General features: G+C 69.3%; 27 protein-coding genes. 8 read left to right on the forward strand and 19 right to left on the reverse strand.

Going from position 1 to position 24,436, the window contains the following annotated elements; translation table 11 throughout:
* Nucleotides 1-258 precede the first annotated feature (258 nt).
* The 3 genes from DX914_RS09055 to grxD are packed head-to-tail and all read right to left on the reverse strand — an operon-like array spanning nucleotide 259 to nucleotide 1,939.
* Nucleotides 259-855, reverse strand: coding sequence for a YhgN family NAAT transporter (locus tag DX914_RS09055; protein ID WP_115858656.1), 597 nt, complete (start codon nucleotides 853-855; stop codon nucleotides 259-261).
* Nucleotides 852-1,604 carry an SDR family NAD(P)-dependent oxidoreductase gene (locus DX914_RS09060; protein WP_115858657.1) on the reverse strand — a complete coding sequence of 251 codons (753 nt, stop codon included), beginning with the start codon at nucleotides 1,602-1,604 and terminating at the stop codon, nucleotides 852-854. The genes DX914_RS09055 and DX914_RS09060 overlap by 4 nt, the downstream gene beginning before the upstream one ends.
* Before the next feature lie 14 nt (nucleotides 1,605-1,618).
* The gene (grxD, locus tag DX914_RS09065; RefSeq protein WP_115858658.1) at nucleotides 1,619-1,939 is read right to left on the reverse strand and encodes a Grx4 family monothiol glutaredoxin; all 321 of its coding nucleotides are present in this window, start codon (nucleotides 1,937-1,939) and stop codon (nucleotides 1,619-1,621) included.
* Nucleotides 1,940-2,109: 170 nt separating this feature from the next.
* Here grxD and DX914_RS09070 point away from each other — a divergent pair, with 170 nt between their 5' ends.
* Nucleotides 2,110-2,688: a superoxide dismutase gene (locus DX914_RS09070; protein WP_115858659.1), complete on the forward strand. Its 579-nt coding sequence runs from the start codon at nucleotides 2,110-2,112 to the stop codon at nucleotides 2,686-2,688.
* Nucleotides 2,689-2,829: 141 nt separating this feature from the next.
* Entirely contained in the window at nucleotides 2,830-3,348 is a 519-nt protein-coding gene (locus tag DX914_RS09075; RefSeq protein ID WP_115858660.1) for a CcdC protein domain-containing protein, read from the forward strand.
* A 154-nt stretch (nucleotides 3,349-3,502) separates the two neighbouring features.
* On the opposite strand, the gene DX914_RS09080 is transcribed toward DX914_RS09075, so the two are convergent.
* From DX914_RS09080 to purE, 3 genes are all read right to left on the reverse strand, one after another.
* Nucleotides 3,503-4,003 carry a YegJ family protein gene (locus DX914_RS09080; RefSeq protein WP_115858661.1) on the reverse strand — a complete coding sequence of 167 codons (501 nt, stop codon included), beginning with the start codon at nucleotides 4,001-4,003 and terminating at the stop codon, nucleotides 3,503-3,505.
* A gap of 69 nt (nucleotides 4,004-4,072) precedes the next feature.
* Nucleotides 4,073-5,212 (reverse strand): 5-(carboxyamino)imidazole ribonucleotide synthase, encoded by a 1,140-nt coding sequence (locus DX914_RS09085; protein ID WP_115858662.1) that lies wholly within the window; start codon nucleotides 5,210-5,212, stop codon nucleotides 4,073-4,075.
* Nucleotides 5,209-5,694, reverse strand: coding sequence for a 5-(carboxyamino)imidazole ribonucleotide mutase (gene purE, locus DX914_RS09090; protein WP_231118235.1), 486 nt, complete (start codon nucleotides 5,692-5,694; stop codon nucleotides 5,209-5,211). Before purE ends, DX914_RS09085 begins: the two co-directional genes overlap by 4 nt.
* Before the next feature lie 154 nt (nucleotides 5,695-5,848).
* Between purE and DX914_RS09095 the strand changes: the two genes are divergently transcribed.
* Both DX914_RS09095 and nadC read left to right on the forward strand, forming a co-directional pair.
* On the forward strand, nucleotides 5,849-6,118 hold the full coding sequence (locus DX914_RS09095) for a Trm112 family protein (RefSeq protein ID WP_115858664.1): 270 nt from the start codon (nucleotides 5,849-5,851) through the stop codon (nucleotides 6,116-6,118).
* Nucleotides 6,115-6,984, forward strand: a complete 870-nt coding sequence (gene nadC, locus DX914_RS09100; protein ID WP_115858665.1) for a carboxylating nicotinate-nucleotide diphosphorylase — start codon at nucleotides 6,115-6,117, stop codon at nucleotides 6,982-6,984. The genes DX914_RS09095 and nadC overlap by 4 nt, the downstream gene beginning before the upstream one ends.
* A 624-nt stretch (nucleotides 6,985-7,608) precedes the next feature.
* Here nadC and DX914_RS09105 read toward each other — a convergent pair.
* Nucleotides 7,609-8,412, reverse strand: coding sequence for an FHA domain-containing protein (locus DX914_RS09105; protein WP_158549224.1), 804 nt, complete (start codon nucleotides 8,410-8,412; stop codon nucleotides 7,609-7,611).
* Between the two features lie 81 nt (nucleotides 8,413-8,493).
* On the opposite strand from DX914_RS09105, the gene DX914_RS09110 reads away from it, so the two are divergent.
* On the forward strand, nucleotides 8,494-8,817 hold the full coding sequence (locus tag DX914_RS09110) for a DUF3301 domain-containing protein (RefSeq protein WP_115858667.1): 324 nt from the start codon (nucleotides 8,494-8,496) through the stop codon (nucleotides 8,815-8,817).
* A 239-nt stretch (nucleotides 8,818-9,056) separates the two neighbouring features.
* Here DX914_RS09110 and DX914_RS09115 read toward each other — a convergent pair whose 3' ends face one another.
* The 6 genes from DX914_RS09115 to DX914_RS09140 form a co-directional block, all read right to left on the reverse strand.
* Nucleotides 9,057-9,557 carry a ClpXP protease specificity-enhancing factor gene (locus tag DX914_RS09115; protein ID WP_115858668.1) on the reverse strand — a complete coding sequence of 167 codons (501 nt, stop codon included), beginning with the start codon at nucleotides 9,555-9,557 and terminating at the stop codon, nucleotides 9,057-9,059.
* Between the two features lie 82 nt (nucleotides 9,558-9,639).
* Complete coding sequence (locus tag DX914_RS09120) at nucleotides 9,640-10,275, reverse strand: glutathione S-transferase N-terminal domain-containing protein (RefSeq protein ID WP_115859202.1); 636 nt, start codon at nucleotides 10,273-10,275, stop codon at nucleotides 9,640-9,642.
* A 178-nt stretch (nucleotides 10,276-10,453) separates the two neighbouring features.
* Nucleotides 10,454-11,287 (reverse strand): cytochrome c1, encoded by an 834-nt coding sequence (locus DX914_RS09125; protein ID WP_115858669.1) that lies wholly within the window; start codon nucleotides 11,285-11,287, stop codon nucleotides 10,454-10,456.
* On the reverse strand, nucleotides 11,280-12,539 hold the full coding sequence (locus DX914_RS09130) for a cytochrome b (protein WP_115858670.1): 1,260 nt from the start codon (nucleotides 12,537-12,539) through the stop codon (nucleotides 11,280-11,282). The genes DX914_RS09125 and DX914_RS09130 overlap by 8 nt, the downstream gene beginning before the upstream one ends.
* A 3-nt stretch (nucleotides 12,540-12,542) precedes the next feature.
* Nucleotides 12,543-13,157 carry a ubiquinol-cytochrome c reductase iron-sulfur subunit gene (gene petA, locus DX914_RS09135; protein ID WP_115858671.1) on the reverse strand — a complete coding sequence of 205 codons (615 nt, stop codon included), beginning with the start codon at nucleotides 13,155-13,157 and terminating at the stop codon, nucleotides 12,543-12,545.
* Between the two features lie 197 nt (nucleotides 13,158-13,354).
* A complete protein-coding gene (locus DX914_RS09140) occupies nucleotides 13,355-14,311 on the reverse strand; it encodes a lytic transglycosylase domain-containing protein (RefSeq protein WP_115858672.1) in 957 nt (318 codons plus the stop codon).
* Nucleotides 14,312-14,462: 151 nt separating this feature from the next.
* Between DX914_RS09140 and miaB the strand changes: the two genes are divergently transcribed.
* The 3 genes from miaB to DX914_RS09155 all read left to right on the forward strand — a co-directional run bounded on the left by miaB (nucleotide 14,463) and on the right by DX914_RS09155 (nucleotide 17,039).
* Nucleotides 14,463-15,872 carry a tRNA (N6-isopentenyl adenosine(37)-C2)-methylthiotransferase MiaB gene (gene miaB / locus DX914_RS09145; RefSeq protein ID WP_115858673.1) on the forward strand — a complete coding sequence of 470 codons (1,410 nt, stop codon included), beginning with the start codon at nucleotides 14,463-14,465 and terminating at the stop codon, nucleotides 15,870-15,872.
* A gap of 14 nt (nucleotides 15,873-15,886) precedes the next feature.
* The gene (locus DX914_RS09150; RefSeq protein WP_115858674.1) at nucleotides 15,887-16,384 is read left to right on the forward strand and encodes a GNAT family N-acetyltransferase; all 498 of its coding nucleotides are present in this window, start codon (nucleotides 15,887-15,889) and stop codon (nucleotides 16,382-16,384) included.
* A gap of 181 nt (nucleotides 16,385-16,565) precedes the next feature.
* On the forward strand, nucleotides 16,566-17,039 hold the full coding sequence (locus DX914_RS09155; RefSeq protein ID WP_115858675.1) for a hypothetical protein: 474 nt from the start codon (nucleotides 16,566-16,568) through the stop codon (nucleotides 17,037-17,039).
* Nucleotides 17,040-17,103: 64 nt separating this feature from the next.
* Here DX914_RS09155 and DX914_RS09160 read toward each other — a convergent pair whose 3' ends face one another.
* The 6 genes from DX914_RS09160 to DX914_RS09185 form a co-directional block, all read right to left on the reverse strand.
* A complete protein-coding gene (locus tag DX914_RS09160) occupies nucleotides 17,104-18,495 on the reverse strand; it encodes a DUF1501 domain-containing protein (protein ID WP_115858676.1) in 1,392 nt (463 codons plus the stop codon).
* Nucleotides 18,492-20,276 carry a DUF1800 domain-containing protein gene (locus tag DX914_RS09165; RefSeq protein ID WP_158549225.1) on the reverse strand — a complete coding sequence of 595 codons (1,785 nt, stop codon included), beginning with the start codon at nucleotides 20,274-20,276 and terminating at the stop codon, nucleotides 18,492-18,494. The genes DX914_RS09160 and DX914_RS09165 overlap by 4 nt, the downstream gene beginning before the upstream one ends.
* Nucleotides 20,277-20,441: 165 nt before the next feature.
* Complete coding sequence (locus tag DX914_RS09170; protein ID WP_115858678.1) at nucleotides 20,442-21,545, reverse strand: ABC transporter permease; 1,104 nt, start codon at nucleotides 21,543-21,545, stop codon at nucleotides 20,442-20,444.
* Complete coding sequence (locus tag DX914_RS09175; protein WP_115859203.1) at nucleotides 21,542-22,483, reverse strand: ABC transporter ATP-binding protein; 942 nt, start codon at nucleotides 22,481-22,483, stop codon at nucleotides 21,542-21,544. Before DX914_RS09175 ends, DX914_RS09170 begins: the two co-directional genes overlap by 4 nt.
* Nucleotides 22,484-22,509: 26 nt before the next feature.
* Nucleotides 22,510-23,472 (reverse strand): HlyD family secretion protein, encoded by a 963-nt coding sequence (locus tag DX914_RS09180; protein WP_115859204.1) that lies wholly within the window; start codon nucleotides 23,470-23,472, stop codon nucleotides 22,510-22,512.
* A 40-nt stretch (nucleotides 23,473-23,512) separates the two neighbouring features.
* A complete protein-coding gene (locus DX914_RS09185) occupies nucleotides 23,513-24,193 on the reverse strand; it encodes a TetR/AcrR family transcriptional regulator (RefSeq protein WP_115858679.1) in 681 nt (226 codons plus the stop codon).
* Nucleotides 24,194-24,436: the final 243 nt, after the last annotated feature.

Genomic DNA, 24,436 nt, shown 5'->3' on the forward strand with positions numbered 1-24,436 from the left:
TGGCCTCAGTGCGTGGAATGCGTGTGGAATTCTTGGCGAGTGGCAACAGGCGCGTGGCGCGCCATACGTTGCAGACTGGTATTCGTTCCGCCCCTGACCCGGGTGCAGCGCGTGCGGCCCCGCCGGGTTAACAGCAGTTTAACAGGCTAGAGGGGCTGTGTGACAGAGACGTGACCAACGTCAAACCTTGTCACAGCGTGATCTTTGCCCGATTTGGCCGCTCACGAACCTGAACAACCGAGCCGGGTCCGGCCCGGCTCAGGGGGGCGAGATCTGCAGGTAGGTGCCCAGGCCGTCGAGGAACATCTGCACCGAAATGGCCACCAAAAGCATGCCCATAAGGCGCTCAACGGCGGTCAAGGCGCGCCGGCCCAGCAGCTTGTAGAGGAAGGTGGCCGAGAACAGGATCGCGGCGGTGGCGCCCCAGGCGATCAGCAGGGCCAGGCTCCAGTCGCCCAGCCGGGTGGGCTCGTTGCTGCCCATCAGCATGACCGCGGCCATGCCCGAGGGGCCGGCCACCAGCGGGATGGCCATGGGCACGATGAAGGGCTCGCCGTCGGGCAGCTCGCCCATCAGTCCCTCCGGCGGCGGGAAGATCATGCGGATGCCGATCAGGAACAGCACGATGCCGCCGGCGATGGACACCGACTCCTGGCGCAGGTGCATCAGTTCCAGGGCGTACTTGCCGCCCCACAGGAACACCATCAGCACGCCCAGGGCGATCAGCAATTCGCGCGCCAGGACGATGCGCTGGCGCTTGGGTGGCAGCCCGCGCAGCAGGCTCAGGAACACCGGGACGTTGCCCAGCGGGTCCAGGATCAGAAACAGCAGCAGCGCGGCCGAGGCGATGGTCACGCCTTGAGGCTCCCAGCTTGCACGCTCCAGACCTGGCCGCGGTGGGCGGCGCCGGCCGGCGACAGCAGGGTCACGCAGGCATCGGCATAAGCGCCGGGATCGCGCGCGGCGCGGTCGTTCTCTTCCACGTAGGCTTTGCCGCGCAGCGCGGTGCGCATGGGCCCGGGCTGCAGGCCGGACACCCGCACCGGCGAGTTCGCGCCCAGCTCGGCGTGGAGCATGCCCACCAGCGCGGCCAGCGCGGGCTGGACCAGACCGTAGCCGCCCCAGAACGCGGCGCCGACCCGCGCCGGGTCGTCGACGGCGAACACCAGCGCGGCGTCGGGCGCCTGCGCCAGCAGCGGCAGGCAGGCCTGCGACAGCCACCAGCGCGCGGTGAGGTTGACGTGCACGGCGCGCGCGAACGCGGCCGGGTCGGTCTGCGACAGCGGGGTCAGGCCGGCGAAGTCGGCGGCGCAATGCAGCACGCCGTCCAGGCGGCCGAATTCGTCGCCGATGCGCTGGGCCAAGTCGGCGTAGTCGTCGGGCGAGGCGCCTTCCAGGTCCAGCGGGTACAGCGCCGGTTCCGGGCCTTCTTTGGCCACGGCGTCGTACAGGCGGTTCAACTTGGCCGGCTTGCGGCCCAGCAGCACGGCGGTGGCGCCGGCACGCGCGCAGGCCAGGGCCGCGGCGCTGCCCAGCCCGCCCTGCGCGCCGGCCACCAGCACCACCCGCCCGGCCAGCGCGGCCGCGGCGGCGGGCGTGTCCATGCCGACCGCTGCGCTCACTGGCGCTGGGTCTCGCTGATCATGCGCGCCAGCTCGCCGGACTCGTACAGCTCCAGGGTGATGTCGCAGCCGCCGATCAGCTCGCCGTGGATGAACAACTGCGGGAAGGTCGGCCAGTTCGAATAACGCGGCAGGTTGGCGCGGATCTCCGGATCCTCGAGCACGTTGACCGTGTGCAGCGTGGTCGCGCCGGCGGCCTTGAGCGCCTGCACCGCGCGGCTCGAAAAGCCGCACATCGGGAACTGCGCGGTCCCCTTCATGAAAAGAACGATCGGATGGCCTTCGACTTCGGCCTGGATCCGCTCCATAACGGGCATGACGGCAACTCCTGCAATGCTCTGTTGCGCCGTATACGTCCGGCCGACAGGGCGTGGGGATAGAATGCGCATTGTAAGCCTACGCGGCACCGCGGACGCGACCCGTAGCGGTCCGGGCCCCGGCCGCCGCCCCCGTAGCCAGCCCCCAGAATCCAGCAAGGAGCCCGCCAATGGCCATCGAACTGCCCCCCCTGCCCTACGACCGCACCGCGCTCGAGCCGCACATCTCCGGCGAGACCATCGACTTCCACTACGGCAAGCACCACAAGACCTACGTGGACAACCTCAACAAGATGATCGAGGGCACCGAGTTCGCGGAGCTGTCGCTGGAAGAGATCGTGCGCAAGTCGCAGGGCGGCATGTTCAACAACGCCGCGCAGATCTGGAACCACACCTTCTACTGGAACTGCCTGTCTCCGAAGGGCGGCGGCGAGCCCACCGGCAAGCTGGCCGAGGCCATCAACAAGGCCTTCGGCGACTTCGCCAAGTTCAAGGACGAGTTCACCAAGGTCACCGTGGGCACCTTCGGTTCGGGCTGGGGCTGGCTGGTGCAGCGCCCGGACGGCTCGCTGGCCCTGGTCAGCACCTCCAACGCCGCCACCCCGCTGACCGGCGAGGACACCGCGCTGCTGACCTGCGACGTGTGGGAACACGCCTACTACATCGACTACCGCAACGCGCGACCGAAGTACGTAGAGTCGTTCTGGAACCTGGTCAACTGGGACTTCGTGGCTTCGAACCTGAAGTAAGCCGAGCGTCCAGGCGACACCCAAACGGCCGGGGCGACCCGGCCGTTTTGCTTTTATGGCCGGCCCGACGGCATTTGCGCGGCGGCCGGCGCGAGCGCAAGCTCGGGCCGCCGCGGCGTCGCGGCCTGATGGACCTTATCGATGGCCTCGACGATCGCCACCACCGCTCCCTATTGGGTGCCCGCCTTGTCGGTGCTGCTGGTCTACCGGCGCATCCGCCGCAATTTCGGCGTGCAGCGCTGGCGGCCGGTGCGCGCGGGAATCCGGCTGGGGATCCTGGCCCTGGTCGCGGTCGCGCTAGGCGCGCTGGCGTTCGTGCAGCCGCAAGTGGGCATGGGGCTGGGCCTGGGCGCCGTGATCGGCGCGGCGTTGGGCGTGCTCGGGCTCAAGCACACCCACGTGGCCTGGCGCGACGGCCTGCGCACCTATACGCCCAACCCCTGGATCGGCGGCGCGCTGACCGCGCTGCTGATCGGCCGCCTGGCCTGGCGCTGGACCCATGAAGGCGTGAGCGCCGCGCAATCGCCCAGCGCGCTGACCCTGGGCATGGCCGCGGTGCTGATCGCCTATTCGCTGGTCTACGTGATCGGCCTGATGCTGCAGATGCGCAAGCTGGCGCTGCAGGCTCCGGCCGACACCCAAAACCCGCCCGAACCGTAGCCGTTACTCCGTCATTCCGGCGGAAGCCGGAACCCATTTTGACTTTGCATTTCGAAACGGCGGTGGTGTACGGAGCAAACTCAGAAGCAAAATGGGTTCCGGCTTCCGCCGGAATGACGGTGTTGGTGTGCGCAACAGAACCGCGTGCGCCAGCTCAGTCGCAGCTGAGCCCGAACCGGAGTTTGAACGCCTCCGCCTGCTCCGGCGATTCCCGCGCGATCAAGGCGCAAGCGGTGAAGTTGCCGTGGGTGGCCTGGCGCTCGCTGTCGCGATAGGTCCAGTCGACGATCTCCTCGCGCGCGAACGCGTAGCGCTCGCCCATGTGCACGCGATGGACGATGCGCGGCTTGTTGTCGATCACCGCCGAGTAACCCTCGCCCTCGACCTGCAGGTCGCCCATCCAGAAGAACTCGGTGCGCTCGCCCTCCTTCACCCCGACCTTGACCGAGAAGCCGGTCAGGTGCGCAGGCGGTTCGCGCTGCAGCGCCAGGAATTCGTCCAGGCCGGCGCGCGCCTTGGCGTAGGCGGCCTGCATCTTCGGATCTTCGGCGCGGGTCAGCGCCACCTCGTCGCGCTGCGCGCGTTCGACCAACGTCTGCGCGTCCGCTGCGCCGAACGCGCACGCCAGCGCCATCGCGATTACGGTCTTGTGCATCCCTGCCCCCAGGTCGATGGCGCATGCGTCGTGCACGCGCCCGGTAGCGCCCAGATTAGCAGCCGCCGGTCACCCCAGGCGTTCGATCACCGGCGCCACCTGGGCGTCGCGGCCCAATGCCTGCCCGACCCGCGCGAGCGCCGCGGCCAGCTCGTTCGCGCTGCCCGCGCGCAGGGTCGCGTGCCCGACCTTGCGGCCGGCGCGCGGGGACTTGCCGTAGTCGTGCCAATGGCCGCCGGCCTCGGCCAACACCGGTGCGGCGCCCGGCATCTGCCCGATCCAGTTGAGCATGCAGGCCGTGCCGAGCATGCGCGTGTCGCCCAGCGGCAGGCCCAGCACCGCGCGCAGGTGGTTCTGGAACTGCGAGGTCTCGCTGCCTTCGATGGTCCAGTGGCCGGAGTTATGCACGCGCGGCGCCAGCTCGTTGGCCAGCAGTTCGCCGTCGCGGCAGAACAGCTCCAGCGCGAACACGCCGACGTAGTCCAGCGCTTCGGCCAGCTTGCGCGCGTAGGCGTGGGCGGTGTCGGCCAGCGCCGCGTCGGTCTGCGCCGGCGCCAGGCTGGCCGAGAGCACGCCGTCCACATGCCAGTTCTCGGTCAGCGGCCAGGCGCGGAACTCGCCGTCGCGGCCGCGCACCGCCACCACCGACAACTCGCGTTCGAAACGCACGAAGCCTTCCAGGATCAAGCCCACCGTGGCCGCCTGCGCGCCCAGCGCGGCCCAGGCCGCATCGGCGTCGGCCGCGCTCTTGAGGCGGAACTGGCCCTTGCCGTCGTAGCCCAGGCGGCGGGTCTTGAGGATGCAGGGCGTGCCGATCGCAGCGATGGCCGCGTCCAGCGCTTCGCGCGTGGGCACGTCGGCGAACTGCGGCACCGGAATGCCGAGCTCGCGGAACAGGGTCTTCTCGGCCAGGCGGTCCTGGGCCACGGCCAGCGCGCGCGGGCTGGGGAACACCGGCACGCGCTGCGCCAGCCATTGCGCCGACTCGGCCGGCACGTTCTCGAAATCGAAGGTGGCCACGTCCACCTTGGACGCGAACTCGGCCAGCGCGGCCTGGTCGGTGTAGTCGCCCACCACCATCGGCGCGAACTGCCCCGCGCAGGCGTCGCCCGCGGTGTCCAGCACCAGGAAGCGCAGGCCCAGCGGCGCGCCCGACAGCGCCAGCATGCGGGCCAGCTGCCCGCCTCCGAGGATGCCGACGGTGGTCACTGCGCCGATCCCGAAACCGGCAGGCGCGGATCGTCGTTGGCCAGCACGTCGTCGGTCTGGCGCGTGCGGAACGCGGCCAGGGCCTGGCCGATGGCGGCGTGTTCCGGCGCCAGCAGCGCGGCGGCGAACAGTGCGGCATTGGCGGCACCGGCGTTGCCGATGGCGAAGGTGGCCACCGGAATGCCGGCCGGCATCTGCACGATCGACAGCAGCGAGTCCATGCCGTTGAGCGCCTTGGACTGCACCGGCACGCCCAGCACCGGCACCGCGGTCTTGGACGCCAGCATGCCCGGCAGGTGCGCGGCGCCGCCGGCGCCGGCGATGATCGCGCGCAGGCCGCGCTGCGCGGCGCTGGCGGCGTAATCGAACAGCACGTCCGGGGTGCGATGCGCCGAGACCACGCGTACCTCGTGCGGCACGCCCAACGATTCCAGCCGCGCGGCCGCGTGCTGCATGGTCTCCCAGTCGGAGCGCGAGCCCATCACGATGCCGACCAGGGGGGCGGCGGGCGGGGTGGAACCGGGCGTTGCAGAACCGGACTGGGGAATACCGGGCTGAGCAGGAGCGGACATTGGTCGAGCCTTGGCGCAAAGACGTATTCTAACGCCCTGTCCCGTCGTATCGGCATCGCACCGTATGGATCGCAAACTGTTGGACCTGCTCGTCTGCCCCGTCACCCGCCAGCCGCTGCTGCCGCTGGACAGCCGCGGCCTGCAGGCGCTGAACGCCGCCATCGCGGCCGGCGGCGTGGTCCGCGGCGACGGCGAAGCGCAGGCCCAGGCCCTGCGCGAGGCGCTGGTCACCCGCGACCGCAAGACCGTCTACCGCATCGACGACGGCATCCCGGTGCTGCTGGCCGAAGAGGCCATCGCCACCGCCCAGCTCGACGGCTTCCCCGCCGCATGAGCGCGCCGGTCGCGCCGCCGCCGGCCGAGCAGGTCCAGGCCGACGTGGCCCGAGCCCTGGCCGAGGACCTGGGCAGCGGCGACGTTACCGCCTCGCTGCTGCCCGACACCGCCGACAGCGCCTACCTGCTGTGCAAGGAGCCGGCGGTGGTCTGCGGCCGGCCCTGGTTCGACGCCTGCCACCGCGCTCTGGACCCCGACGTGCGCATCGATTGGCGCGTGGCCGAAGGCGACCAGGTCGCCGCCGGCACCGTGCTGGCCACGCTGCAGGGCCGTTCGCGCGCCCTGGTCAGCGCCGAGCGCGCCTCGCTGAACTTCATGCAGACCCTGTCGGGCACCGCCACGGTCACTGCGGCCTACGTCGAGGCGGTGCGCGGCACCCGCACCCAGATCCTGGACACGCGCAAGACCCTGCCCGGCCTGCGCCTGGCGCAGAAGTACGCGGTGCGCGTGGGCGGCGGCGTCAATCACCGCATCGGCCTGTACGACACGGTGATGCTGAAGGAGAACCACGTGCGCGCCGCCGGCTCGCTGACTGCGGCCATCCGCGCCGCGCGCGAACGCTACCCGGCGTTGCCGCTGATCGTGGAAGTGGAAACCCTGGCGCAGTTGCGCGAGGCCCTGGGCGAAGGCTGCGACCGCATCCTGATCGACGACTTCGACGCGGCGACCCGGCGCGAGGCGGTGGCCATCGCCGCCGGCGCGCCCTACGGCGGCAGGATTCCGCTGGAAGTCTCCGGCGGCGTCGACCTGGCCGGCTTGCGCGCTATCGCCGAGGATGGGGTGGATTGCATCTCCATCGGCGGACTGACCAAGCACGTGCGGGCGATCGATCTGTCGCTGAAGCTGGGGCCGCCGCCGGCTTGAGGCGTTGCCGGCGCGGCGCCGGTCGCGCTTGGATAGAGTGGCGACGCGACGCTGCGAGCCCGCTTGCCCTCACCCCAACCCCTCTCCCGCAAGCGGGAGAGGGGCTAAGCAACAGCGGCGGCGTCGGAGGTGTTCCCTCTCCCGCTTGCGGGAGAGGGCTAGGGTGAGGGGATGAGCGCAGCGAATGCTCTTGATCCCCGCTCGGGTACCGAACTAGCCACGCCTATAGAAGACCCAGAGGGCGGCGCACAGGATGTGCGCCGTTTTTCGCTGGCACAGGGATGTGCCATCGAAAAATCCCGGCGCGCGCATCGATCTCGCAGGGGAGCTTTGGCGAAGCATTTTTCTTTGGTTACTTTCTTTTGAGGCTTATCAAAAGAAAGTGACCCGGCCGCTTGCGGACGGAAGCTGTTGCTGTTGCTTATGGAGCTAAAAGCAAATCCCTTCAATCCCCCTTTGTCAAAGGGGGAAGACAAGCAAAGGCGGAAGCAGAGGGAACGAGGGTTGCGACGTGGTTGCGGGGGCGCGGTCGCGGCTTACGCCGCTCCTACCCCAGAGCAGAAGCGTAGCTACCACCCGGGTTGGCATGACTGCGCTTGCGACCCGGGGCGCCGTTCCCGGCGCTCAGCGCAACAACACGAACGCCGCCAGCCCCGCCAGCACCACGCCCGCCAACACCAGCCAATGCCAAGCCGGTCGCGAGGGCTTCACTGGCACGCTGGCCGCTGCAGGCGCCGCCGCGCCCTCGCCCATCGGCGCATCTTGCAAGGAGCCCGTCAGCCGGAACCGCAACTGATCGAAGCCGATCTCGTCGCCGACCTGGGCGATCGCGCGCAGCACGCGGCGGCCGTTGACGGTGGTGCCGTTGGTCGAGCCCAGGTCCTCGATCTGCAGGCCGTCGTGGGTCGGAATCAGACGCGCGTGGTGGCGCGACAGGCCGGGCTGGTCGATCGGCAGGCCGCAGTCCGGCGCGCGCCCTACCACCGCCGCCGCCAGCAGCGGGAAGCTGCGGCCGAACAGGTCGCCGGATACGCCGCGCAGCACGTAGCGCGGCAGCACCGGGCGCACCGCGGTCACCCCGGGATCGTCGTTGGCCGAGGGCGGCAGCACGCCGGACACGCCGCCCTGGTGGCTGACCGCCGAAGGGCCCAGCGCGGCCAGGCGCGCACGCACCTCGTCGAAGCTGACGTCGTCGCCGGGGCGCAGCGCGATCAGGCCGGGCGCGACCGGGCGGCCGTTGACGCGCACTTGCGCACCGGGCGGCACGTCCAGCATCACGCCCTGCGCGCTCACGTGCAGTTGACAGTGCTGGGGCATGACCCCAGGACGGTTGAGTACGATGGTGGATTCGGGGTCGGAACCGACCCGGTTGACGCCTTGGCCCAGCAGCACCTGCGGGTGCTCGCCGTCCGGAAAGACCAGTTTCATGCGATTTGCGTTTTCCCCTGTAGACCCACAGCGTAGGGCATAACCCCACCCCGTTGTGCACATGGAAGCCACATTCCCGCCATGCCGACTTTGATTCTGTTAATGATCCTGGGTGCCGCCGTGGTGTCCTACTGGAGCGCCGGGCGCGCCGCGGCCGAGCGCGCCGAGGCCCTGGGCCGCGAAGCCTGCCGCCGCGCCGGGGTGCAGTGGCTGGACCAGAGCGTGCACGCCACCGGCCTGCGCCTGTGCCGCCACGACAACGGCTGGCTGGGGCTGGAGCGCAGCTTCCGCTTCGACTACTCCATCGATGGCGAAGACCGCCACGCCGGCCGCCTGGTGCTGCGCGGGGACAAGCTGATCGCCTTCAGCGGGCCGGTGTCGCCGCCGCCTACGCAGTTGCATTGAGCGGCCTTGGGGTAGAAGCTGCGCAAGCTGCGACCGCGAATTGCGGTAACGGCGCCTGTGCGGGCGCCTACGCCATGCGGATCGCGGCGCGCGCCGCATCTAGCGGAGAACCAAAGGTTCGCAATGGTTGCGGCTTCGCGGTCGCAGCTCGCGCAGCTCCTACCCGGGGCGGGCGGAGCGTTTGTCGTTAGAGGGTGGGGTCGCGGCTTACGCCGCTCCTACCCCAAAGCGGTCGCGGGTTACTTCACCACGCGCAGGTGGCCGCCGCGGCGCGGCGTGGGGGTGTGCGGGCCGTCGTCGTCGCCGTCGGGCGCGGGGTCGTTGGGCACGGCGCTCAGCGGCGCCGGGCTGGGCGCGGCGACGTCGAAGTCCTCGTCGGCCTGATCGTGGCCGCCGTCGGTGGCGGTGGCCTCGTCCGGCAGGGCCATGCCCTGGCCGGTCTCGCGCGCATAGATCGCCAGCACCGCGCCCACCGGCACCGATACCGGGTGGCTGACGCCGCCGAAGCGGGCGCTGAAGCGGATGGTGTCGTTGCCCATCTCCAGGCGCGACACCGCGCGCTCGGCCACGTTGAGCACGATCTTTCCGTCCTTCACCGCATGCGAGGGCACCTGCACCATCGGCTGGGTGGCGTCCACCAGCAGGTGCGGGGTCATGCCGTTATCGGCGATCCACTCGTACAGCGCCCGCAACAGATACGGGCGGTGGCTGGTCATGCTGGGGGCGTTCTCATCGCTCATGCCGGGCAGTTTAGCGCCTGGCCGCCTGGCACGCCGTGCCAGCCGTCCGCGATCCGGCCACGCCGGACCGCGCCTGGCGCGTTCAGCCCGGCAGTTCGCGCAGTTTGCGCTCTTGATCGGTGAGACTGCGGGTGAAGCCCGGATTGCGGAAGATGCGGTTGCCGTAATCCTCGATTGCCTTGCCGTCCTTGGGCAGCGGCACGCCCAACGATTCCAGGCGCCAGATGATCGGCGCCATCGCGCAGTCGGCCAGGCTCATTTCCGGATTGAGGAAGAACTTGCTGGCCTTGAACAGCGGCACCGACGCGGTCAGCAGTTCCTTCAGGCGCTTGCGCGCGGCTTCGGCCTGGGCCTTGTTGCCCAACTGGATCGCCTGCACCTGCGGCACCCAATCGTGCTCCAGGCGCAGCGTGGCCAGGCGCAGGCGCGCGCGCGAAAGCGGGTCCACCGGCATCAGCGGCGGATGCGGATAACGTTCGTCCAGGTATTCGCTGACCACGCTGGCCGCGTACAGCACCAGGTCGCGCTCGACCAGAGTCGGCACCGAATGATACGGATTGAGGTCGACCAGGTCCTCGGGCGGGTTCTGCGGATCCACCGCGATCAGGTCGTAGGTGACGCCCTTGGCCGCCAGCACCAGACGCACGCGATGGCACAGCACGCAGTCGGTGGAGGAAAACAGGGTCAGGGCATTACGCATACGTGGACTCGCCGCCATCATCGACCTCTCCAGCGACCGGAATCCGCCAGTCGCAAGACGCCCCCCACCCCGTGTGGGCGGTCGTCACGGTCCCCGAGCGTATGCGTTTTTCCCCCTTCCGCGAAAGTCTCCGGCGTCCTGGCCGGCCTAACGCGGAAGGCCCGCGCATCGCTGCGCGGGCCCTGCGGATGACGCTTTAGTGCTCGACGTCTCGCCAGTACTCGGTCTTGAGCAGGTAGGCGAGGAAGGTGAGCACGGCCAGGAACAGGATCACCCACACGCCCAGGCTCTGGCGCTTGAGGGCGGCCGGCTCGCCGGCGTACTCGAGGAAAGCGGTGATGTCGCGCACGGCCTGGTTGAAGCGCTCCGGCTCGACCGAGCCCGGCGTACCGGCCTTGAAGTGCGTGAAGCACTTGCCGTCGATCTCGCTGGTGCCGTGCGGGCAGGCCATGATCGGCTGGCCCTTGTCGTCCTTCTTCTCGCCGAACATGCCGTGCTCGGGCACCTTGGCGGTGAACTCCGGCGTCTGCGTGCCCTGCATCTGCCACAGCGGATTGGGCATGGAGGCGTTGGGGAACAGCGCGTTGTTCCAGCCCAGCGGACGCGACTCGTCCAGGTAGAACGACTTCAGGTAGGTATAGATCCAGTCGCTGCCGCGCACGCGCGCGATCACGCTCAGGTCCGGCGGCATCTTGCCGAACCACTGGTTGGCGTGGTCGGCGGTGAGCGAGACCTGGATCTGCTCGCCGAACTTGGCGCCGGTGAAGTTGAGGTTGTTCATCACCTCGTCTTCGCTCAGGCCCAGGTCCTCGGCCATGCGCGAGTAACGCAGGTACTTGAGCGAGTGGCAGCCCGAGCAGTAGTTCATGTACAGCTGGGCGCCGCGCTGCAGCGACGCGCGGTCGCCCAGGTCGGTGCCCGCCTGCTGCAGGTTGCCGCCGCCGGAGGCGAAGGCGCTGGCCGAGACGAGCAGGCCGGCGACGAGGGTGGCGAGCTTCTTCACGATGTGGCTCTTCATCATCTTAGTCATGCATCGTCACCCGTTCCGGCACCGGCTTGGTCTTATCGATCTTGGTCCACACCGGCATGGTGATGAAGAACAGGAAGTAGAACGCGGTGAGCACGCGGCCGACGATGGTCTCGACCGGGTCGGTACCCGGACCGGCGCCGATCTTGCCCAGCCACACAAAGCTGAAAGCGAACAGCATCAGCAGGCCCTTGGAGAGCATGCCGCGGTAGCGGTAGGACTTGACCTTGGCGCGGTCCAGCCACGGCACCAGGAACAGGATCGCGATCGCCGCGAACATCACCAGCACGCCGCCGAGCTTGTTCGGCACCACGCGCAACATCGCGTAGTACGGGGTGTAGTACCACACCGGCTTGATGTGCTCCGGCGTCACCAGGCGGTTGGCTTCGGTGAAGTTGTCGTGTTCCAGGAACCAGCCGCCGAAGGCCGGGGCGAAGAAGATGATGAAGGCCGCGATCATCAGCAGGAAGCCCACGCCCACCAGGTCCTTGACCGTGTAGTAGGGGTGGAACGGGATCGCGTCCTTGGGCTTGGTGGCATCCCAACGGTTGCCCTTCGGGCCCTTCTTGATGTCCACGCCGTCGGGGTTGTTGGAACCCACCTCGTGCAGCGCGCCCAGGTGCAGCACGACCAGCAGCAGCAGCACCAGCGGCAGCGCGATCACGTGCAGGGCGAAGAAGCGGTTGAGGGTGGCGTCGCCGGGCAGGTAGTCGCCCATGATCCACTCGGTCAGGCCGTTGCCGATCACCGGGATCGCGCCGAACAGCGAGATGATCACCTTGGCGCCCCAGAACGACATCTGGCCCCAGGGCAGCACGTAGCCCATGAAGGCTTCGGCCATCAGCACCAGGTAGATCAGCATGCCCAGGATCCACACCAGCTCGCGCGGCTTCTGGTAGGAGCCGTACAGCAGGCCGCGGAACATGTGCAGGTACACGACGATGAAGAACAGCGAGGCGCCGGTGCTGTGCATGTAGCGGATCAGCCAGCCCCACTCCACGTCGCGCATGATGTACTCGACCGATGCGAAGGCTTCAGCCGCCGAGGGCTTGAAGTGCATGGTCAGGAAGATGCCGGTCACGATCTGGTTGACCAGCACCAGCAGCGCCAGCGAACCGAAGTAGTACCAGACGTTGAAATTCTTCGGCGCGTAGTACTCGGTCATGTGCTTGCGGTAGGCCGGCATCATGCCGGGCGCGCGCGCGGTGACCCAATCGAAGACGTTGTTGGCGGTACGGGTGATGATGTTGGACATGGCTTACGCCGCTCCCTTGGCCGGGTCGACGCCGATCACGATGGTGGTGTCGTTCTCGTAGTGGTGCGGCGGCACCAGCAGGTTGGTCGGCGCGGGCACGCCCTGGAACACGCGGCCGGCCATGTCGAAACGCGACTTGTGGCAGGGGCAGAAGTAGCCGCCCTTCCACTCCGGATCGAACGGCTCGGGGCGGATCTCGGCCTTCATTTCCGGCGAGCAGCCCAGGTGGGTGCACAGGCCGACCAGGACCGAGATGTCCGGCTTGATCGAGCGCGTTTCGCCCTTGATGTAGTCCGGCTGCTGGTCCTTGTTCTCGGACTTGGGATCGCGCAGGTGGCTGTCCAGGGTGGGCAGCGCCTGCAGCACGGCCTGGGAGCGCTTGACGATCCAGATCGGCTGACCGCGCCATTCCACGATCAGGCGCTGGCCTTCGGCCAGACCGGTGATGTCCTGGGTCACCGGAGCGCCGGCGAGCTTGGCGCGCGCGCTGGGGTTCCAGGACTTGATGAAGGGCACCGCCGCAAAACCGGCTCCGACTGCACCGACCACTGCCGTGGTCGCCGTCAGGAACCGGCGGCGGCCCGTATTGATAGGATCGTTGACCCCTTGGTTGGCCATCCGGCACTCACTCCGCAAAGCTGTAATTCGAAGTTACGCCGCGCCAACCATGCCACTGGCGACGGCTCGCGGCTCAAAAGACGGGGAAGTGTAACGGAACCGTGAATGGCCCGACAATCCGCCACCCTTGCGGAACGCGGACCGTGTCCCCATTCCGCGGCGCCCGCCCGCGGCGGCGGGCCGGCCCGGCGTCCGGGTCAGCGCACCACGGCGGTGACGCCGCGATAGCGCTGCGCCAGCACCGCCACGCGCTGCACGTAGCGCTGGGTCTCGCTGTACGGCGGCACGCCGCGGTACTTGTCCACAGCGCCCTCGCCGGCGTTGTAGCCGGCCGCAGCCAGGGTCAGGTCGCCGTTGAAGCGCTTGAGCAACCAGGCCAGGTACTGCACGCCGCCCTGGATGTTCTGGCCGGCATCGAACGGGTTGGCCACGCCAAAGCGCCGCGCCGTGGCCGGCATCAGCTGCATCAGGCCCTGCGCGCCCACGCGCGAGAGCGCATTGGGGTTGTAGGCCGATTCGGCGTGGATGATCGCGCGCACCACCGCTTCCTCGACCCCGTGCTGGCGCGCGGCCGCGGCGATCTCGTCGCGGTAGGCGTCGGTGTTGAGGCGGATCGAGCCGAAATTGACCCCCGGCCGCGCCGCACAGGCGTAGCAGGTCTCCATGAAGCTGTAGCGGATGGTCCGCACCGCCGAGGCATTGGCCAGGCCTTGCGGCCGCTTGCTGGTGTAGTGGCGGACGCCGTCCTTGATATAGGAGTAGACCTGTCCCTGGACCAGGCGCGAGGCCGGCGCGGACGGCGGCGGCGCCACGCTGGCGACGGCCGGCGCCGCAACGGCGGGCGCGGGCGCGGCGGCCGGGGCGGACATGAAGGTGGCCGGCGGATTGGCGTGGATCGAGGCCGGCGAGCCCGCGACCGGGTTGGCCGGGGTGGCGGCGCCGGACGCGGCCGGTGCGGCCGGCGGCACGTAGGGCGCCGCGCGGCGGGGGCTGGGGCTGTACTGGCTGACCACGGTGCACTTGGCCCCGGGCACGCGCTTGCTGACGTAGCTGCGGTCGCCGGCGGCGGTCTCGCAACGGTATAGGGTGCCCGCCACGGCCGGCGCCATGGCCAGCAGGCAGATCGTCCCCAGCAGCAGTGAGCCCCCCCTCATGGCGGCGAGTGTCCCCCTTTCGCGCGGCCCTTGCCAAGTCCTTGATTCGAAAACGTGACGACGGCCCGCGGGCGGCCGCTAGCGGCTAAACTGTCGCCCCTGCTCCACCCCTCCGGCGCGGATTAACCGCCGCCCTCCCCGGACCTAGGCCATGACCGACCTGCACCCCCTGCCCACGGCGCCCGCCGCCGGCGCCGCCCAGCCCTCGCGGCCGGGCGCCAAGAAATTGTTCATCGAGACCCACGGTTGCCAGATGAACGAGTACGACTCGGCCAAGATGGCCGACGTGCTCGCCGCCAGCGACGGCCTCGAACTGACCCAGGACGCGTCCGAAGCCGACGTGATCCTGATCAACACCTGCTCGATCCGCGAAAAGGCGCAGGAGAAGGTGTTCAGCCAGCTCGGCCGCTGGAAGCAGCACAAGCAGGGCGAACGCCAGGTCATCATCGGCGTCGGCGGCTGCGTGGCCTCGCAGGAAGGCGCGGCCATCGTCAAGCGCGCGCCCTACGTGGACCTGGTGTTCGGCCCGCAGACCCTGCACCGTCTGCCCGAGCTGATCCGCGCCAAGCGCGAAACCGGGCAGCCGCAGGTCGACATCAGCTTCCCCGAGATCGAGAAGTTCGACCGCCTGCCCGAGCCGCGCGCCGAAGGCCCCAGCGCCTTCGTCTCGATCATGGAAGGCTGCTCCAAGTACTGCTCGTTCTGCGTGGTGCCCTACACCCGCGGCGAGGAAGTCAGCCGCCCGTTCGAGGACGTGCTGGTGGAAGTGGCGCAGCTGGCCGGCCAGGGCGTGCGCGAGATCAACCTGCTGGGGCAGAACGTCAATGCGTATCGCGGCCCTTACGGAGAGGGTGAGATCGCAGATTTGGGTCTGCTGATCCGCACCATCGCCGAAATCGACGGCGTAGACCGCATCCGCTTCACCACCTCGCATCCGCTGGAGTTCAGCGACTCGCTGGTGGAGGCCTATCGCGACGTGCCGCAGCTGGCCGACTACCTGCACCTGCCGGTGCAGGCGGGCAGCGACCGCGTGTTGGCGGCGATGAAGCGCGGCTACACCGCGCTGGAGTTCAAGCAGAAGATCCGCAAGCTGCGCGCGGTGCGGCCGAACATCTCGATCTCCTCGGACTTCATCGTCGGTTTCCCGGGCGAGACCGAGGCCGACTTCGACAAGACCATGAAGCTGATCGAGGACGTGGGCTTCGACCAGTCGTTCTCCTTCATCTATTCGCGCCGCCCCGGCACCCCGGCCGCCGACCTGGAAGACAGCGTGTCCAGCGAGGAAAAGCACGCGCGCCTGTCGCGCCTGCAGGCGGCGATCAACGCCAACGCGGCCAGGATCTCGCAGGCCATGGTCGGCAGCGTGCAACGCATCCTGGTCGAGGGGCCTTCGCGCAAGAACCCGAACGAGCTCACCGGCAAGACCGAGAACATGCGTTCGGTGAACTTCCCCGCGCCGCCGCGCCTGGTCGGCCAGTTCGTCGACGTGGTCATCACCGAAGCCCTGTCCAACTCGCTGCGCGGCCGGGTGCTGACCGGCCAGGACCAGGACGCGGCTTAAACACGGAGCTCCGCATGGATCGCGACTTCCACATCCGCGAAATCGGCCCGGACGAGTTCGACCGGGTCTGGCCGATCTTCCACGAAGTGCTGGCGCGCGGGGAAAGCTACAACTACCCCGCCGAGCTGTCGCTGGAACGTGCGCGCGAGATGTGGACCGCGCCGCCCTACCGCTGCTTCATCGCCGAGGGCGACGACGGCGACATCCTGGGCTGCTACAAGCTCGGCCCCAACTACGCCGGCCGCGGCGACCACATCGCCAACGGCAGCTACATGGTGGCCGAACGCTACTGGGGCCAGGGCGTGGGTTCGGCGCTGTGCGAGCACTCGCTGGCGCAGGCGCGCCAGGCCGGCTTTGCCGCCATGCAGTTCAACTACGTGGTCAGCAGCAACGCGGCCGCGGTGCATCTGTGGCTCAAGCACGGCTTCCAGATCGTCGGCCAGATTCCCGGCGCGTTCCGCCACGTGCAGCTGGGCCTGGTGGATGTGTACGTGATGCACCGCCTGCTGTAAGCGCGCTTCCGATCCCTTCCCCGACGCGAACGCCGCCCGCCGGTATCCGCCGGGTGAACCGGGCCTGTCCGTCCAGTTAACTAAAAATAAACAATCTGCCGGGGCCAGGCATGCTGCAGCGTGCGCGGGTGCTAGAACACGCTCACCCCACGCCCCTCCGCCGGTTTAAGGAAGAAGCGCCATGAGCAAGCACACGCTGCTGTCGATCGGACTGTGGCTGGCCCTCGCCTCCGGCTCCGCCTGGGCGGCCACCGGTACGGTGGTGCAATACCCCAACGGCACTTGGGGCTGCGTGGACCAGCACGGCAATCCGATTCCGGCCGGCGCCAACGGACGCTGGGAAGGCAAGCCGGTCGTGGGCACGCCCTGCAGCCCGGCCCGGTTCGTCGTCGCCGACGGCATCGAACCCCCCGCCGGCGCGACCGGCCGCCCCGTGCGCGCGCAAGCCGATGCGGACATTCGCGCCGCCGCTACCGGTCAGACCGCGCAGGCGCAGCCGCAAGCCGGCGCCGAGCGCATGGGCGCGCGCGCTCAGGAGTATGCCGGCGCGTCGTTCGACGCCAAGGGCGTCAGCGGCCCGATCGCCGAGCCGGCGGCCAAGAGCATCAGCGAAAAAGGCTTGAACGACGCCGTCAAATCGCATCGCGGCCGCTGACCGCGCAAGCGGACGCTGCATAGGCGGCGTCCGCCCGCGTTGCGGCTATCGCTGCGCCGCCGCGCTAGGCCATGAAACCCAGGTTGCGCGTGGCGAAGTTGCCCAGGTTGGGGAAGATCAGGTTCAGTTCCGAATCGCCCACGCCGAACCAGCGCGCCAGCGTGGCCGCGTACTGGTCCACCGAGGTGGTCGGAATGATCTGGCCCCAGCCCGCGTCGTCCGGGCCGTCGTTCTGCAGCGTGGGCATGGTGCCGTAGTAGCGCCCGCCGCGGACCGCGCCGCCGACGACCAGGTGGTGGCTGCCCCAACCGTGGTCGGAGCCGTCGCCGTTGGACGACAAGGTGCGGCCGAAATCCGAGGCGGTGAACGCGGTGACGCTGTCGGCCAGGCCCAGTTCCGTGGTGGCCTGGTGGAAGGCGGTCATGGCCTGCGACAGCTGCGACAGCAGCACCGGCTGCTCGGCCAGCAGGCGGTCGTGGTGGTCGTAACCGCCGGCCGAGACGAAGTACACCTGCCGCTTGAGCCCGAGCACGCCGCGCACCTTGATCAGCCGCGCGACCATCTTCAACTGACGGCCCAGTTCGTTGTTCGGGAACGGCGTGGCCAGCGGCGCCGAGGATTCCAGCGCGGTGGAGACGGCGTCGGCATTCTCGCGCGCGCGCCGGAACGCGTCGGCGTAGCTGCGCTCGAAGGCGTGCGACTGGCTGCCCTGCTGCATCAGCGCCAGCATCCGCCGCCGGGTCTCGCCGTCCCATTCGAAATAACTGAAGGTGCGCGGGCCTTCGTTGCCGATCACGTACTGATTGCCGTTCTGGCCGCGGTGCAACAGGCTTTCGAAGTTCAGCGCGATGTTCATCGGAATGAACGCACCGGGATTGGCGTCGTGCAGCAGGTCGGCGATGCGCCCGCCCCAGCCCAGGCCGTTGCCGTCCACGCGCGAGATCTGCCAATAGGCCTGCTGGTCGTTGTGCGAGAACAGCTGCGGCGGCACCTCGGCGCCGCCGGCGCGGTATTGCGCGCGCGTGACCGGCCGGATCAGGGTGCCGACGTTGCCCAGCACGGCCGCGCGGCCGTTGTTGAACAGCCCCTGCAGGCCGCTCATGCCGATGCTGTCGTTGTCGGAGGTGCAGGCCTGCAGGCCGTAGTCGGCGCCGTCGGAGGCGCCGCCGCCGGCTTGCGGCGTCAGCGCCAGCAGCTTCGTGCGCGGCACGGCCAGGGTCGCGCGCGCGCTGGCGTAGCGGCCGTAGTGCGGGTCGCTGCGCGGGATCACCATGTTCAGGCCGTCGTTGCCGCCGAACAGGAACACGCAGACCAAGGCCTTGTAGTCGTTGAAGGCGTTGGGGCCGTAGCTGCGGGTGGCCGCTTCGAGCAGGCCCAGGTTGCCGCGTGCCGAATACAGGCCGGCGCCGCCCAGGGCCGCCGCGATGGCGCTGCTGAGAAATTGCCGACGCTTCATTTCTGCACCACGTATTCAGGCGAATTGACGATGAGGTAGAGCATTTCCTGCACCCGCACCCGGCGATCTTCCTCGGTGGCGGCCGGCATCTCGTTCAGGCGCGCCAGCAGTTCGCTGCGCATGCGCGTGGACATCTGCCCGGACAGGAACAGGACGTTGTAGCGGTTGATCAGGTCGGTGGGCCGGGTCGCGAACGGCATCTCGGCGCTGAGGTCGACCGAGATCTCGTGCTCGCTCAAATCCGGCGCGCCCAGCCAGACCTCGTAGATCTTGTTGCCCAGGTAGCCTTCGGTGCTGGGCAGCATGAAGTCGGTGGCCAGCTGCATTTCCGGCGCGACCAGACCCAGCTGGGTGGGCTCGCCGATCGGCGAATAGGTCGGGCTGAAGAAGTTGAACACCGATGGCGCCGACTGCGGCGCCTGGCCCATGCCGTAGCCGATAGTCCAGAACTCGTCCATGAAGCCCGAGCGCGAACGCGCCTTCATCGCGCGCCACAGGTGGGTCAGGCGCAGCAACGGCTCGCGCACCTTGCCGAAATGGCTGGGGCGGTAGGCCGCATCGCGCGCTTCCGGATCGAGCAGGATCGCCTTGATCACCGCCTTCATGTCGCCGCGCACGCCCTGGCCGTTGTTGTCGAAACGCGCGGCCACGCGCGCCACGTAGGACGGGCTGGGATTGCTGGTGACCAGGCGCTGGATCAGCTGCTTGCCGATGAAGGGGCCGACATTGGGGTGGTTGAAGATGTTGTCCAGCGCCGCGTCCAGGTCGGCCGGCCCGGTGCCGCCGGCCGGCAGCACGCCGCCGGCCAGGCTCACGCCGGGGTACACCAGCAGTTGCTTGGACTGGGCCGAGGCGTAGTAGGCCGCATGGTTCTGCATCGGCCGGGTCCAGGCCGGCGCGTCGGAGTCGTAGTAGTAGCACTCGAACTCGCGGCAGCCGTCGAAGGTCCAGCCGGTGAACACGTGGGCGAAGCCCTTCACCGTTTCCTGACCGTAGGTCGGGATCGGACGGCCGTTGCCGTCCAGCATCGGCGTGCCGTCGGGGTTCAGACGCACCAGGCCCACGCTGAACAACTGCATGATCTCGCGCGCGTAGTTCTCGTCCGGACGGATGTTGCGCGCGGCGTCGGGCTTCTGGTTCTGCATCATCGACAGGAACAGGCCCATCGTCGGGTGCAGGGTCACCTTCTTCAGCAGGTCGCGGTAGTTGCCGAAGGCGCCGCGCGCCAGGGTGTCGTAGTAGTCGGTGACGCCGTGCGGGGCGTTGCCGAGCAGGTCGGAGTTGGCGTCGGAGATCACCAGGATTTCGCTGAGCGCGAAGGCCACGCGCTGGCGCAGTTGGTCGCGGTGCTGCAGCTGCGGATCGAACGGATCCCGGCCGCCGAGCGCGTGCACGAACCAGGCATCCAGGCGCCAGTCGCGGCGCACGTCCTGGCCGGTGGCCGCGCTGGCCGCGGTGAGGAAGCGCAGCTGCGAGGACACCGGGAACGACACCTGTTCGTCGATCCAGCCTTCGTAGCCCAGCTGCTGGACGCGGGTGATGTCGTCCCAGGTCGGGCCGAAGGTGCCCTGGGCCAGGAAATGCGCGGCCGCCGCGTCTTCGATCAACAACTGCGCCGGCATCGGGCCGGACTTGGACGGAGGCGGTTTGCTCGCGCTGGCCGCCGCGCCGGACGCGGTCGGCGGCGGCGTCGGCAGTCGCAGCCAACGCTGCGGCAGCAATACCACGCCCAGTACCAGCAGCAGCAACCACAGGCGCGGCTTGACGCTCGCCCATGCCATGCGCAACGCCGTCCCCTTCATACCGCCCCCTGTTCATCCGTGGGACGGGATGCTAGCGCGCGCGCTTCATACGATTCTTGATAGGCCGCACAGTAATCGATAGTGCGGGCGACGGACTCGTATTGACATACGCAGCCGGATCGAAGACCGGATTGCTCCGGGCTTTCAGTCCAGGCGCTTGCGGAAGCGCAGGATCGCCAGCGTCATCATCACCGCGGTGAACGCCACCAGCGCGAGCACGTCCGGCCACAGCTCCCACAGGCTCGCGCCGCGCAGCATGACCCCGCGGATCAAGCGCAGGAAGTGGGTCAGCGGCAGCAGCTCGGCCAGCCACTGCACCACCCGCGGCATGCCGGCGAAGGGGAACATGAAACCCGACAGCAGGATCGAGGGCAGAAACACGAAGAAGGTCATCTGCATGGCCTGGAACTGCGACTGCGCTTTGGTCGAGATCATCAGGCCCAGGGTCAGGTTGGCCAGGATCAGCAGCACCGCGGCCAGGTACACGTCCAGGGCGCTGCCCTGGATCGGCACCTGGAACAGGGTCAGCCCCAGCGCCAGCACCACCGTGGTCTGGACCAGGCCGATCACCGCATAAGGCAGCACCTTGCCGATCATCAGTTCGGCGCGGGTGATCGGGGTGGCGATCAGCAGTTCCATGTTGCCGCGTTCGCGCTCGCGCACGATGGCCACGCCGGTGAACAGCACCATGGTCATGGTCAGGATCACCCCGATCAGGCCGGGCACGATGTTCACCGCCGAGCGCCGCTCCGGGTTGTAGAACGCGACCACGCCGATCGGCGCGTCGGCGCCGGGCACGATCTTGCGCTGCGCCGCGGCCGCGCTGTCCAGCGGCAGCTGCGCCAATTGCACCGCCGCGCTCTGGACCACGGTGTCGCTGCCGTCCACCAGCACCTGCACCGCCTCGCGGCCCTCGACCCGGCGGCGCTCGAAGTCCGGCGGCACCACCACGCCCACGCTGATTTCGCCGCGGCGCAGCCGGGCCATCAGTTCCTGCGGCGTGCGCGCCTCCACTGTCGGCTCGATCACGCCGGTGGCGATCATGTCCATGACCAGCGCGCGCGAACCGGCGGTGCCGGCCTGATCGGCGATGCCGGCCGACAGGCCGCGCAGGTTGAGGTTGATCGCGTAGCCGAACAGCACCAGCTGCATCACCGGGATACCCACGATCATGGCCAGGGTGATGCGGTCGCGGCGCAGCTGGCGCAGCTCCTTGATCACCACGGCCCAGAGCCGGCGCAGGGTCATGCGGCACGCTCCTGCGCGGCGCCGCCGCCCTGCTCGCGCCCGCGGGTGGCGGCGACGAATACGTCTTCCAGGTTGGGCTGCGAGGCGCCGACCTCGGCCTGCAGGCCGGCCTGCGCCAGCGCCTGGCGGGCCTGCGCGGCGACGTCGCCGCCGGCCGCGGACAGCACGCGCAGGTCGTTGCCGATCTGGGCCACGCTGAGCACGCCGGGCAGTCGCAGCAGCGCGCGCTGGGCCTGGCGCGGCTGTTGCGCGCGCACTTCCAGGGTGCGGCCGGCCAGCGCTCCGGTGAGTTCGGCCGGCGTGCCGTCGGCCACCAGAACGCCGCGGTCCAGGATCGCCAGGCGGTGGCAGCGCTCGGCCTCGTCCATATAGTGGGTGGAGACCAGGAGGGTGGTGCCGGCATCGGCCAGTTCGAACAGCTTTTCCCAGAAATCGCGGCGCGACTCGGGATCGACCGCGCTGGTGGGTTCGTCCAGGAACAGCAGTTCGGGCTGGTGGATCACCGCGCCGGCCAGCGCCAGGCGCTGCTTCTGGCCGCCGCTCATGGTGCCGGCCAATTGCTTCTGCCGGTCTTCGAAGCGGTACTGGGCGATGAGTTCGTCGATGCGGCTTGCGGCTTGCGCCTTGGGGATGTCCTGTACCGCGGCCAGGAACTCCAGGTTCTCGCGCACGCTGAGGTCTTCGAACAGCGAGAACTTCTGGGTCATGTAGCCGATGCGCCGGCGCAAGGCTTCGGCTTGTTCGGGAATGCGCAGGCCCAGCACCTCGATCTCGCCGGCGCTGGGCGTGAGCAGGCCGCAGAGCATGCGGATGGTGGTCGACTTGCCCGAGCCGTTCGGGCCCAGGAAGCCGTAGACGCAGGCACGCGGCACCGTCAGGTCGACCGAGTCCACCGCGAGCAGTTCGCCGAAGCGCTTGCTCAGGCCGCGCGCGCGGATCGCCGGGGCCTGCTCGCCGCCGGCGTTCATGGCGCGGCCGCCGCGAACTCGACCCGCACCGGCAGGCCGGCCGGCAGCTGCGCGGCATCGGCGCCGGTGAGGGTCACTTCGGCCAGGTAGCTCAGGCGCGCGGCGTCCTTGCCGGTCAACGCGTAATAGGGCGTGAAGCTGGGATCGCTGCGAATCATGCGCACGCGCCCGGGCAGCGCCTGCTCGCGTCCGTCGATGTAGACGCGCGCGTTCTGGCCCACGCGCACGCTGGCGCGGATCGGCTCGGGCACGTACACGCGTGCATAGGGCGCATCGCCCACCAGCATGATCGCCAGCGGCGCGCCCAGCGGGGCCTGGTCGCCGAGCCTGTACGGCAGGCTGTCGACGGTGCCGGCGCGCGGCGCCACCACGTCCAGCTTCTGCAGGGTGACCGCCTGCGCGGCGGCCTGCGCCTGCGCCGCGGCCAGCGCCGAGCGGCCCTGCGCGAGCTGTTCGCTGCGGGTGCCGTGTTCCAGTTCCAGCAGCGCCGCTTGTGCCGCGCGCACCTGCGCGTCGGCGTTGCCGGCGGCGGCGCGCGCGCGGTCCACGTCGGAGGCGGCGACCAGGCGCTGCCGGCCCAGCGGCTGCAGGCGCGCGTAGTAGGCGCGCGCATCGGCGGCCTGGGCCTGGGCGGCGTTGAGGCTGGCGCGCGCCTGGGCGATGGCCTCGCTGCGCGGGCCGGCCTGCAGTTCGGCCAGCGCCTCGTCGGCCTGGCGCGCCTGCGCCTGCAACGCGTCCAACTGCGAGCGCGTGCGCGCGACTTCCAACTGCAGCAGCGGCGTACCGGCGGCCACGCGCTGGCCTTCGCGCACGTCGATGCGCACCAGTTTTTCCGCGGCCGGGGCTGGCAGGGTGATGCGGTCCCACTCCAGCGTGCCCAAGGCCTGCGGGCGGTCTTCGCCGCAGGCGCCCAACAGCAGCGCCAGCGACGCGGGGAGGATCCAGTGCGAGCGAGACATGGCGGCGCTCCGCTTGTGCATGCGTTTCATGGAGGTGTCCTCAGCCGCAGCCCAGGCCGCGGTCGAGCAAGGCGATGGTGTGTTCGCGCAACGCGGCGCCATCGAAGGTTTCCACCCCGAACACGCGCTGCCAGACCGGCGCACCGGCGATCGGGAACAGGGTCAGGCCGACCAGCGACACCACCAGGAAGCGCGGGTCCAGGTCCGGGTTGAGCTGGCCGTCGCGCTGCGCCTGGGCGAAGCGCTGGGCCAGCATTTGCGGCAGTTGCGGGCCGATCTGGTCGACCAGCAGATCGCGCAGCGCGCCGCCTTCGCACAGCACTTCGCGCACCCACAGCGACGGGAACCAGGGGTGCTGGGCGACGGTGTCGCCGATGCCGCGGACGAAAGCCGCGACCGTCTGCGCCATGTCGCCGCCCGCGGCGGCCAGCGGCTCGCGCAGGATCGCGATGGCCGGCAGGATCCGCTCCTGGATCGCCGCCTCCAGCAGCCGGTCCTTGTCGCCGAAGTAGTAATGCACCAACGCCGGGTTGACCCCGGCTTCAACCGCGATGCTGCGCAGCGCGGTAGCGGCGATGCCCTGCCGGGTGTAGCAGGCGATGGCCGCGTCGAGCATGCGCGAGCGCAGATCGGGGCCGTCGGCGGCGGGGCGGCCGGGGGCGCGCTTGGCGGCCGCGGTCTTGCGCGGGCGGCGGGGTTTCGGGGGCGCTTCGGAGGTCATGAGGCATATTTAATTCAATGTTTAATTAGATCGCAAGAGCGAGCCGACGGACGGTAGGGGCCGCGGGGCTCGGCATGGGCACGATCCGGCGCCGGATAGCCGAGATGTCGCAGCCCCCTAGACCGGCTGCGTTCGTGGCAACAGGGCCGGCGGACGGAGCTGACGGAGTCGGCTCGGCGTCCAACGCCGAAACGACGGTTCCGACGCAATGCCGCTTCCGCACCTATTTCCAATGTCCCCACA

Source organism: Lysobacter silvisoli (genome assembly GCF_003382365.1).
In the GTDB taxonomy this organism is placed as follows: Bacteria; Pseudomonadota; Gammaproteobacteria; order Xanthomonadales; family Xanthomonadaceae; genus Lysobacter; species Lysobacter silvisoli.

What these genes read in the sequence shown, in the direction of transcription:
- DX914_RS09080 (WP_115858661.1), bottom strand. Translation starts at nt 4,003, where the DNA reads ATGCACAAGACCGTAATCGCGATGGCGCTGGCGTGCGCGTTCGGCGCA.
- DX914_RS09125 (WP_115858669.1), bottom strand. Translation starts at nt 11,287, where the DNA reads ATGACTAAGATGATGAAGAGCCACATCGTGAAGAAGCTCGCCACCCTC.
- DX914_RS09070 (WP_115858659.1), top strand. Translation starts at nt 2,110, where the DNA reads ATGGCCATCGAACTGCCCCCCCTGCCCTACGACCGCACCGCGCTCGAG.
- DX914_RS09185 (WP_115858679.1), bottom strand. Translation starts at nt 24,193, where the DNA reads ATGACCTCCGAAGCGCCCCCGAAACCCCGCCGCCCGCGCAAGACCGCG.
- petA (WP_115858671.1), bottom strand. Translation starts at nt 13,157, where the DNA reads ATGGCCAACCAAGGGGTCAACGATCCTATCAATACGGGCCGCCGCCGG.
- DX914_RS09170 (WP_115858678.1), bottom strand. Translation starts at nt 21,545, where the DNA reads ATGACCCTGCGCCGGCTCTGGGCCGTGGTGATCAAGGAGCTGCGCCAG.
- DX914_RS09120 (WP_115859202.1), bottom strand. Translation starts at nt 10,275, where the DNA reads ATGGCGGCGAGTCCACGTATGCGTAATGCCCTGACCCTGTTTTCCTCC.
- DX914_RS09165 (WP_158549225.1), bottom strand. Translation starts at nt 20,276, where the DNA reads ATGGCATGGGCGAGCGTCAAGCCGCGCCTGTGGTTGCTGCTGCTGGTA.
- DX914_RS09130 (WP_115858670.1), bottom strand. Translation starts at nt 12,539, where the DNA reads ATGTCCAACATCATCACCCGTACCGCCAACAACGTCTTCGATTGGGTC.
- DX914_RS09155 (WP_115858675.1), top strand. Translation starts at nt 16,566, where the DNA reads ATGAGCAAGCACACGCTGCTGTCGATCGGACTGTGGCTGGCCCTCGCC.
- nadC (WP_115858665.1), top strand. Translation starts at nt 6,115, where the DNA reads ATGAGCGCGCCGGTCGCGCCGCCGCCGGCCGAGCAGGTCCAGGCCGAC.
- DX914_RS09060 (WP_115858657.1), bottom strand. Translation starts at nt 1,604, where the DNA reads ATGGACACGCCCGCCGCCGCGGCCGCGCTGGCCGGGCGGGTGGTGCTG.
- DX914_RS09110 (WP_115858667.1), top strand. Translation starts at nt 8,494, where the DNA reads ATGCCGACTTTGATTCTGTTAATGATCCTGGGTGCCGCCGTGGTGTCC.
- DX914_RS09095 (WP_115858664.1), top strand. Translation starts at nt 5,849, where the DNA reads ATGGATCGCAAACTGTTGGACCTGCTCGTCTGCCCCGTCACCCGCCAG.
- DX914_RS09075 (WP_115858660.1), top strand. Translation starts at nt 2,830, where the DNA reads ATGGCCTCGACGATCGCCACCACCGCTCCCTATTGGGTGCCCGCCTTG.
- DX914_RS09160 (WP_115858676.1), bottom strand. Translation starts at nt 18,495, where the DNA reads ATGAAGCGTCGGCAATTTCTCAGCAGCGCCATCGCGGCGGCCCTGGGC.
- miaB (WP_115858673.1), top strand. Translation starts at nt 14,463, where the DNA reads ATGACCGACCTGCACCCCCTGCCCACGGCGCCCGCCGCCGGCGCCGCC.
- DX914_RS09150 (WP_115858674.1), top strand. Translation starts at nt 15,887, where the DNA reads ATGGATCGCGACTTCCACATCCGCGAAATCGGCCCGGACGAGTTCGAC.
- DX914_RS09140 (WP_115858672.1), bottom strand. Translation starts at nt 14,311, where the DNA reads ATGAGGGGGGGCTCACTGCTGCTGGGGACGATCTGCCTGCTGGCCATG.
- grxD (WP_115858658.1), bottom strand. Translation starts at nt 1,939, where the DNA reads ATGCCCGTTATGGAGCGGATCCAGGCCGAAGTCGAAGGCCATCCGATC.
- DX914_RS09115 (WP_115858668.1), bottom strand. Translation starts at nt 9,557, where the DNA reads ATGAGCGATGAGAACGCCCCCAGCATGACCAGCCACCGCCCGTATCTG.
- purE (WP_231118235.1), bottom strand. Translation starts at nt 5,694, where the DNA reads ATGGGCTCGCGCTCCGACTGGGAGACCATGCAGCACGCGGCCGCGCGG.
- DX914_RS09105 (WP_158549224.1), bottom strand. Translation starts at nt 8,412, where the DNA reads ATGAAACTGGTCTTTCCGGACGGCGAGCACCCGCAGGTGCTGCTGGGC.
- DX914_RS09180 (WP_115859204.1), bottom strand. Translation starts at nt 23,472, where the DNA reads ATGTCTCGCTCGCACTGGATCCTCCCCGCGTCGCTGGCGCTGCTGTTG.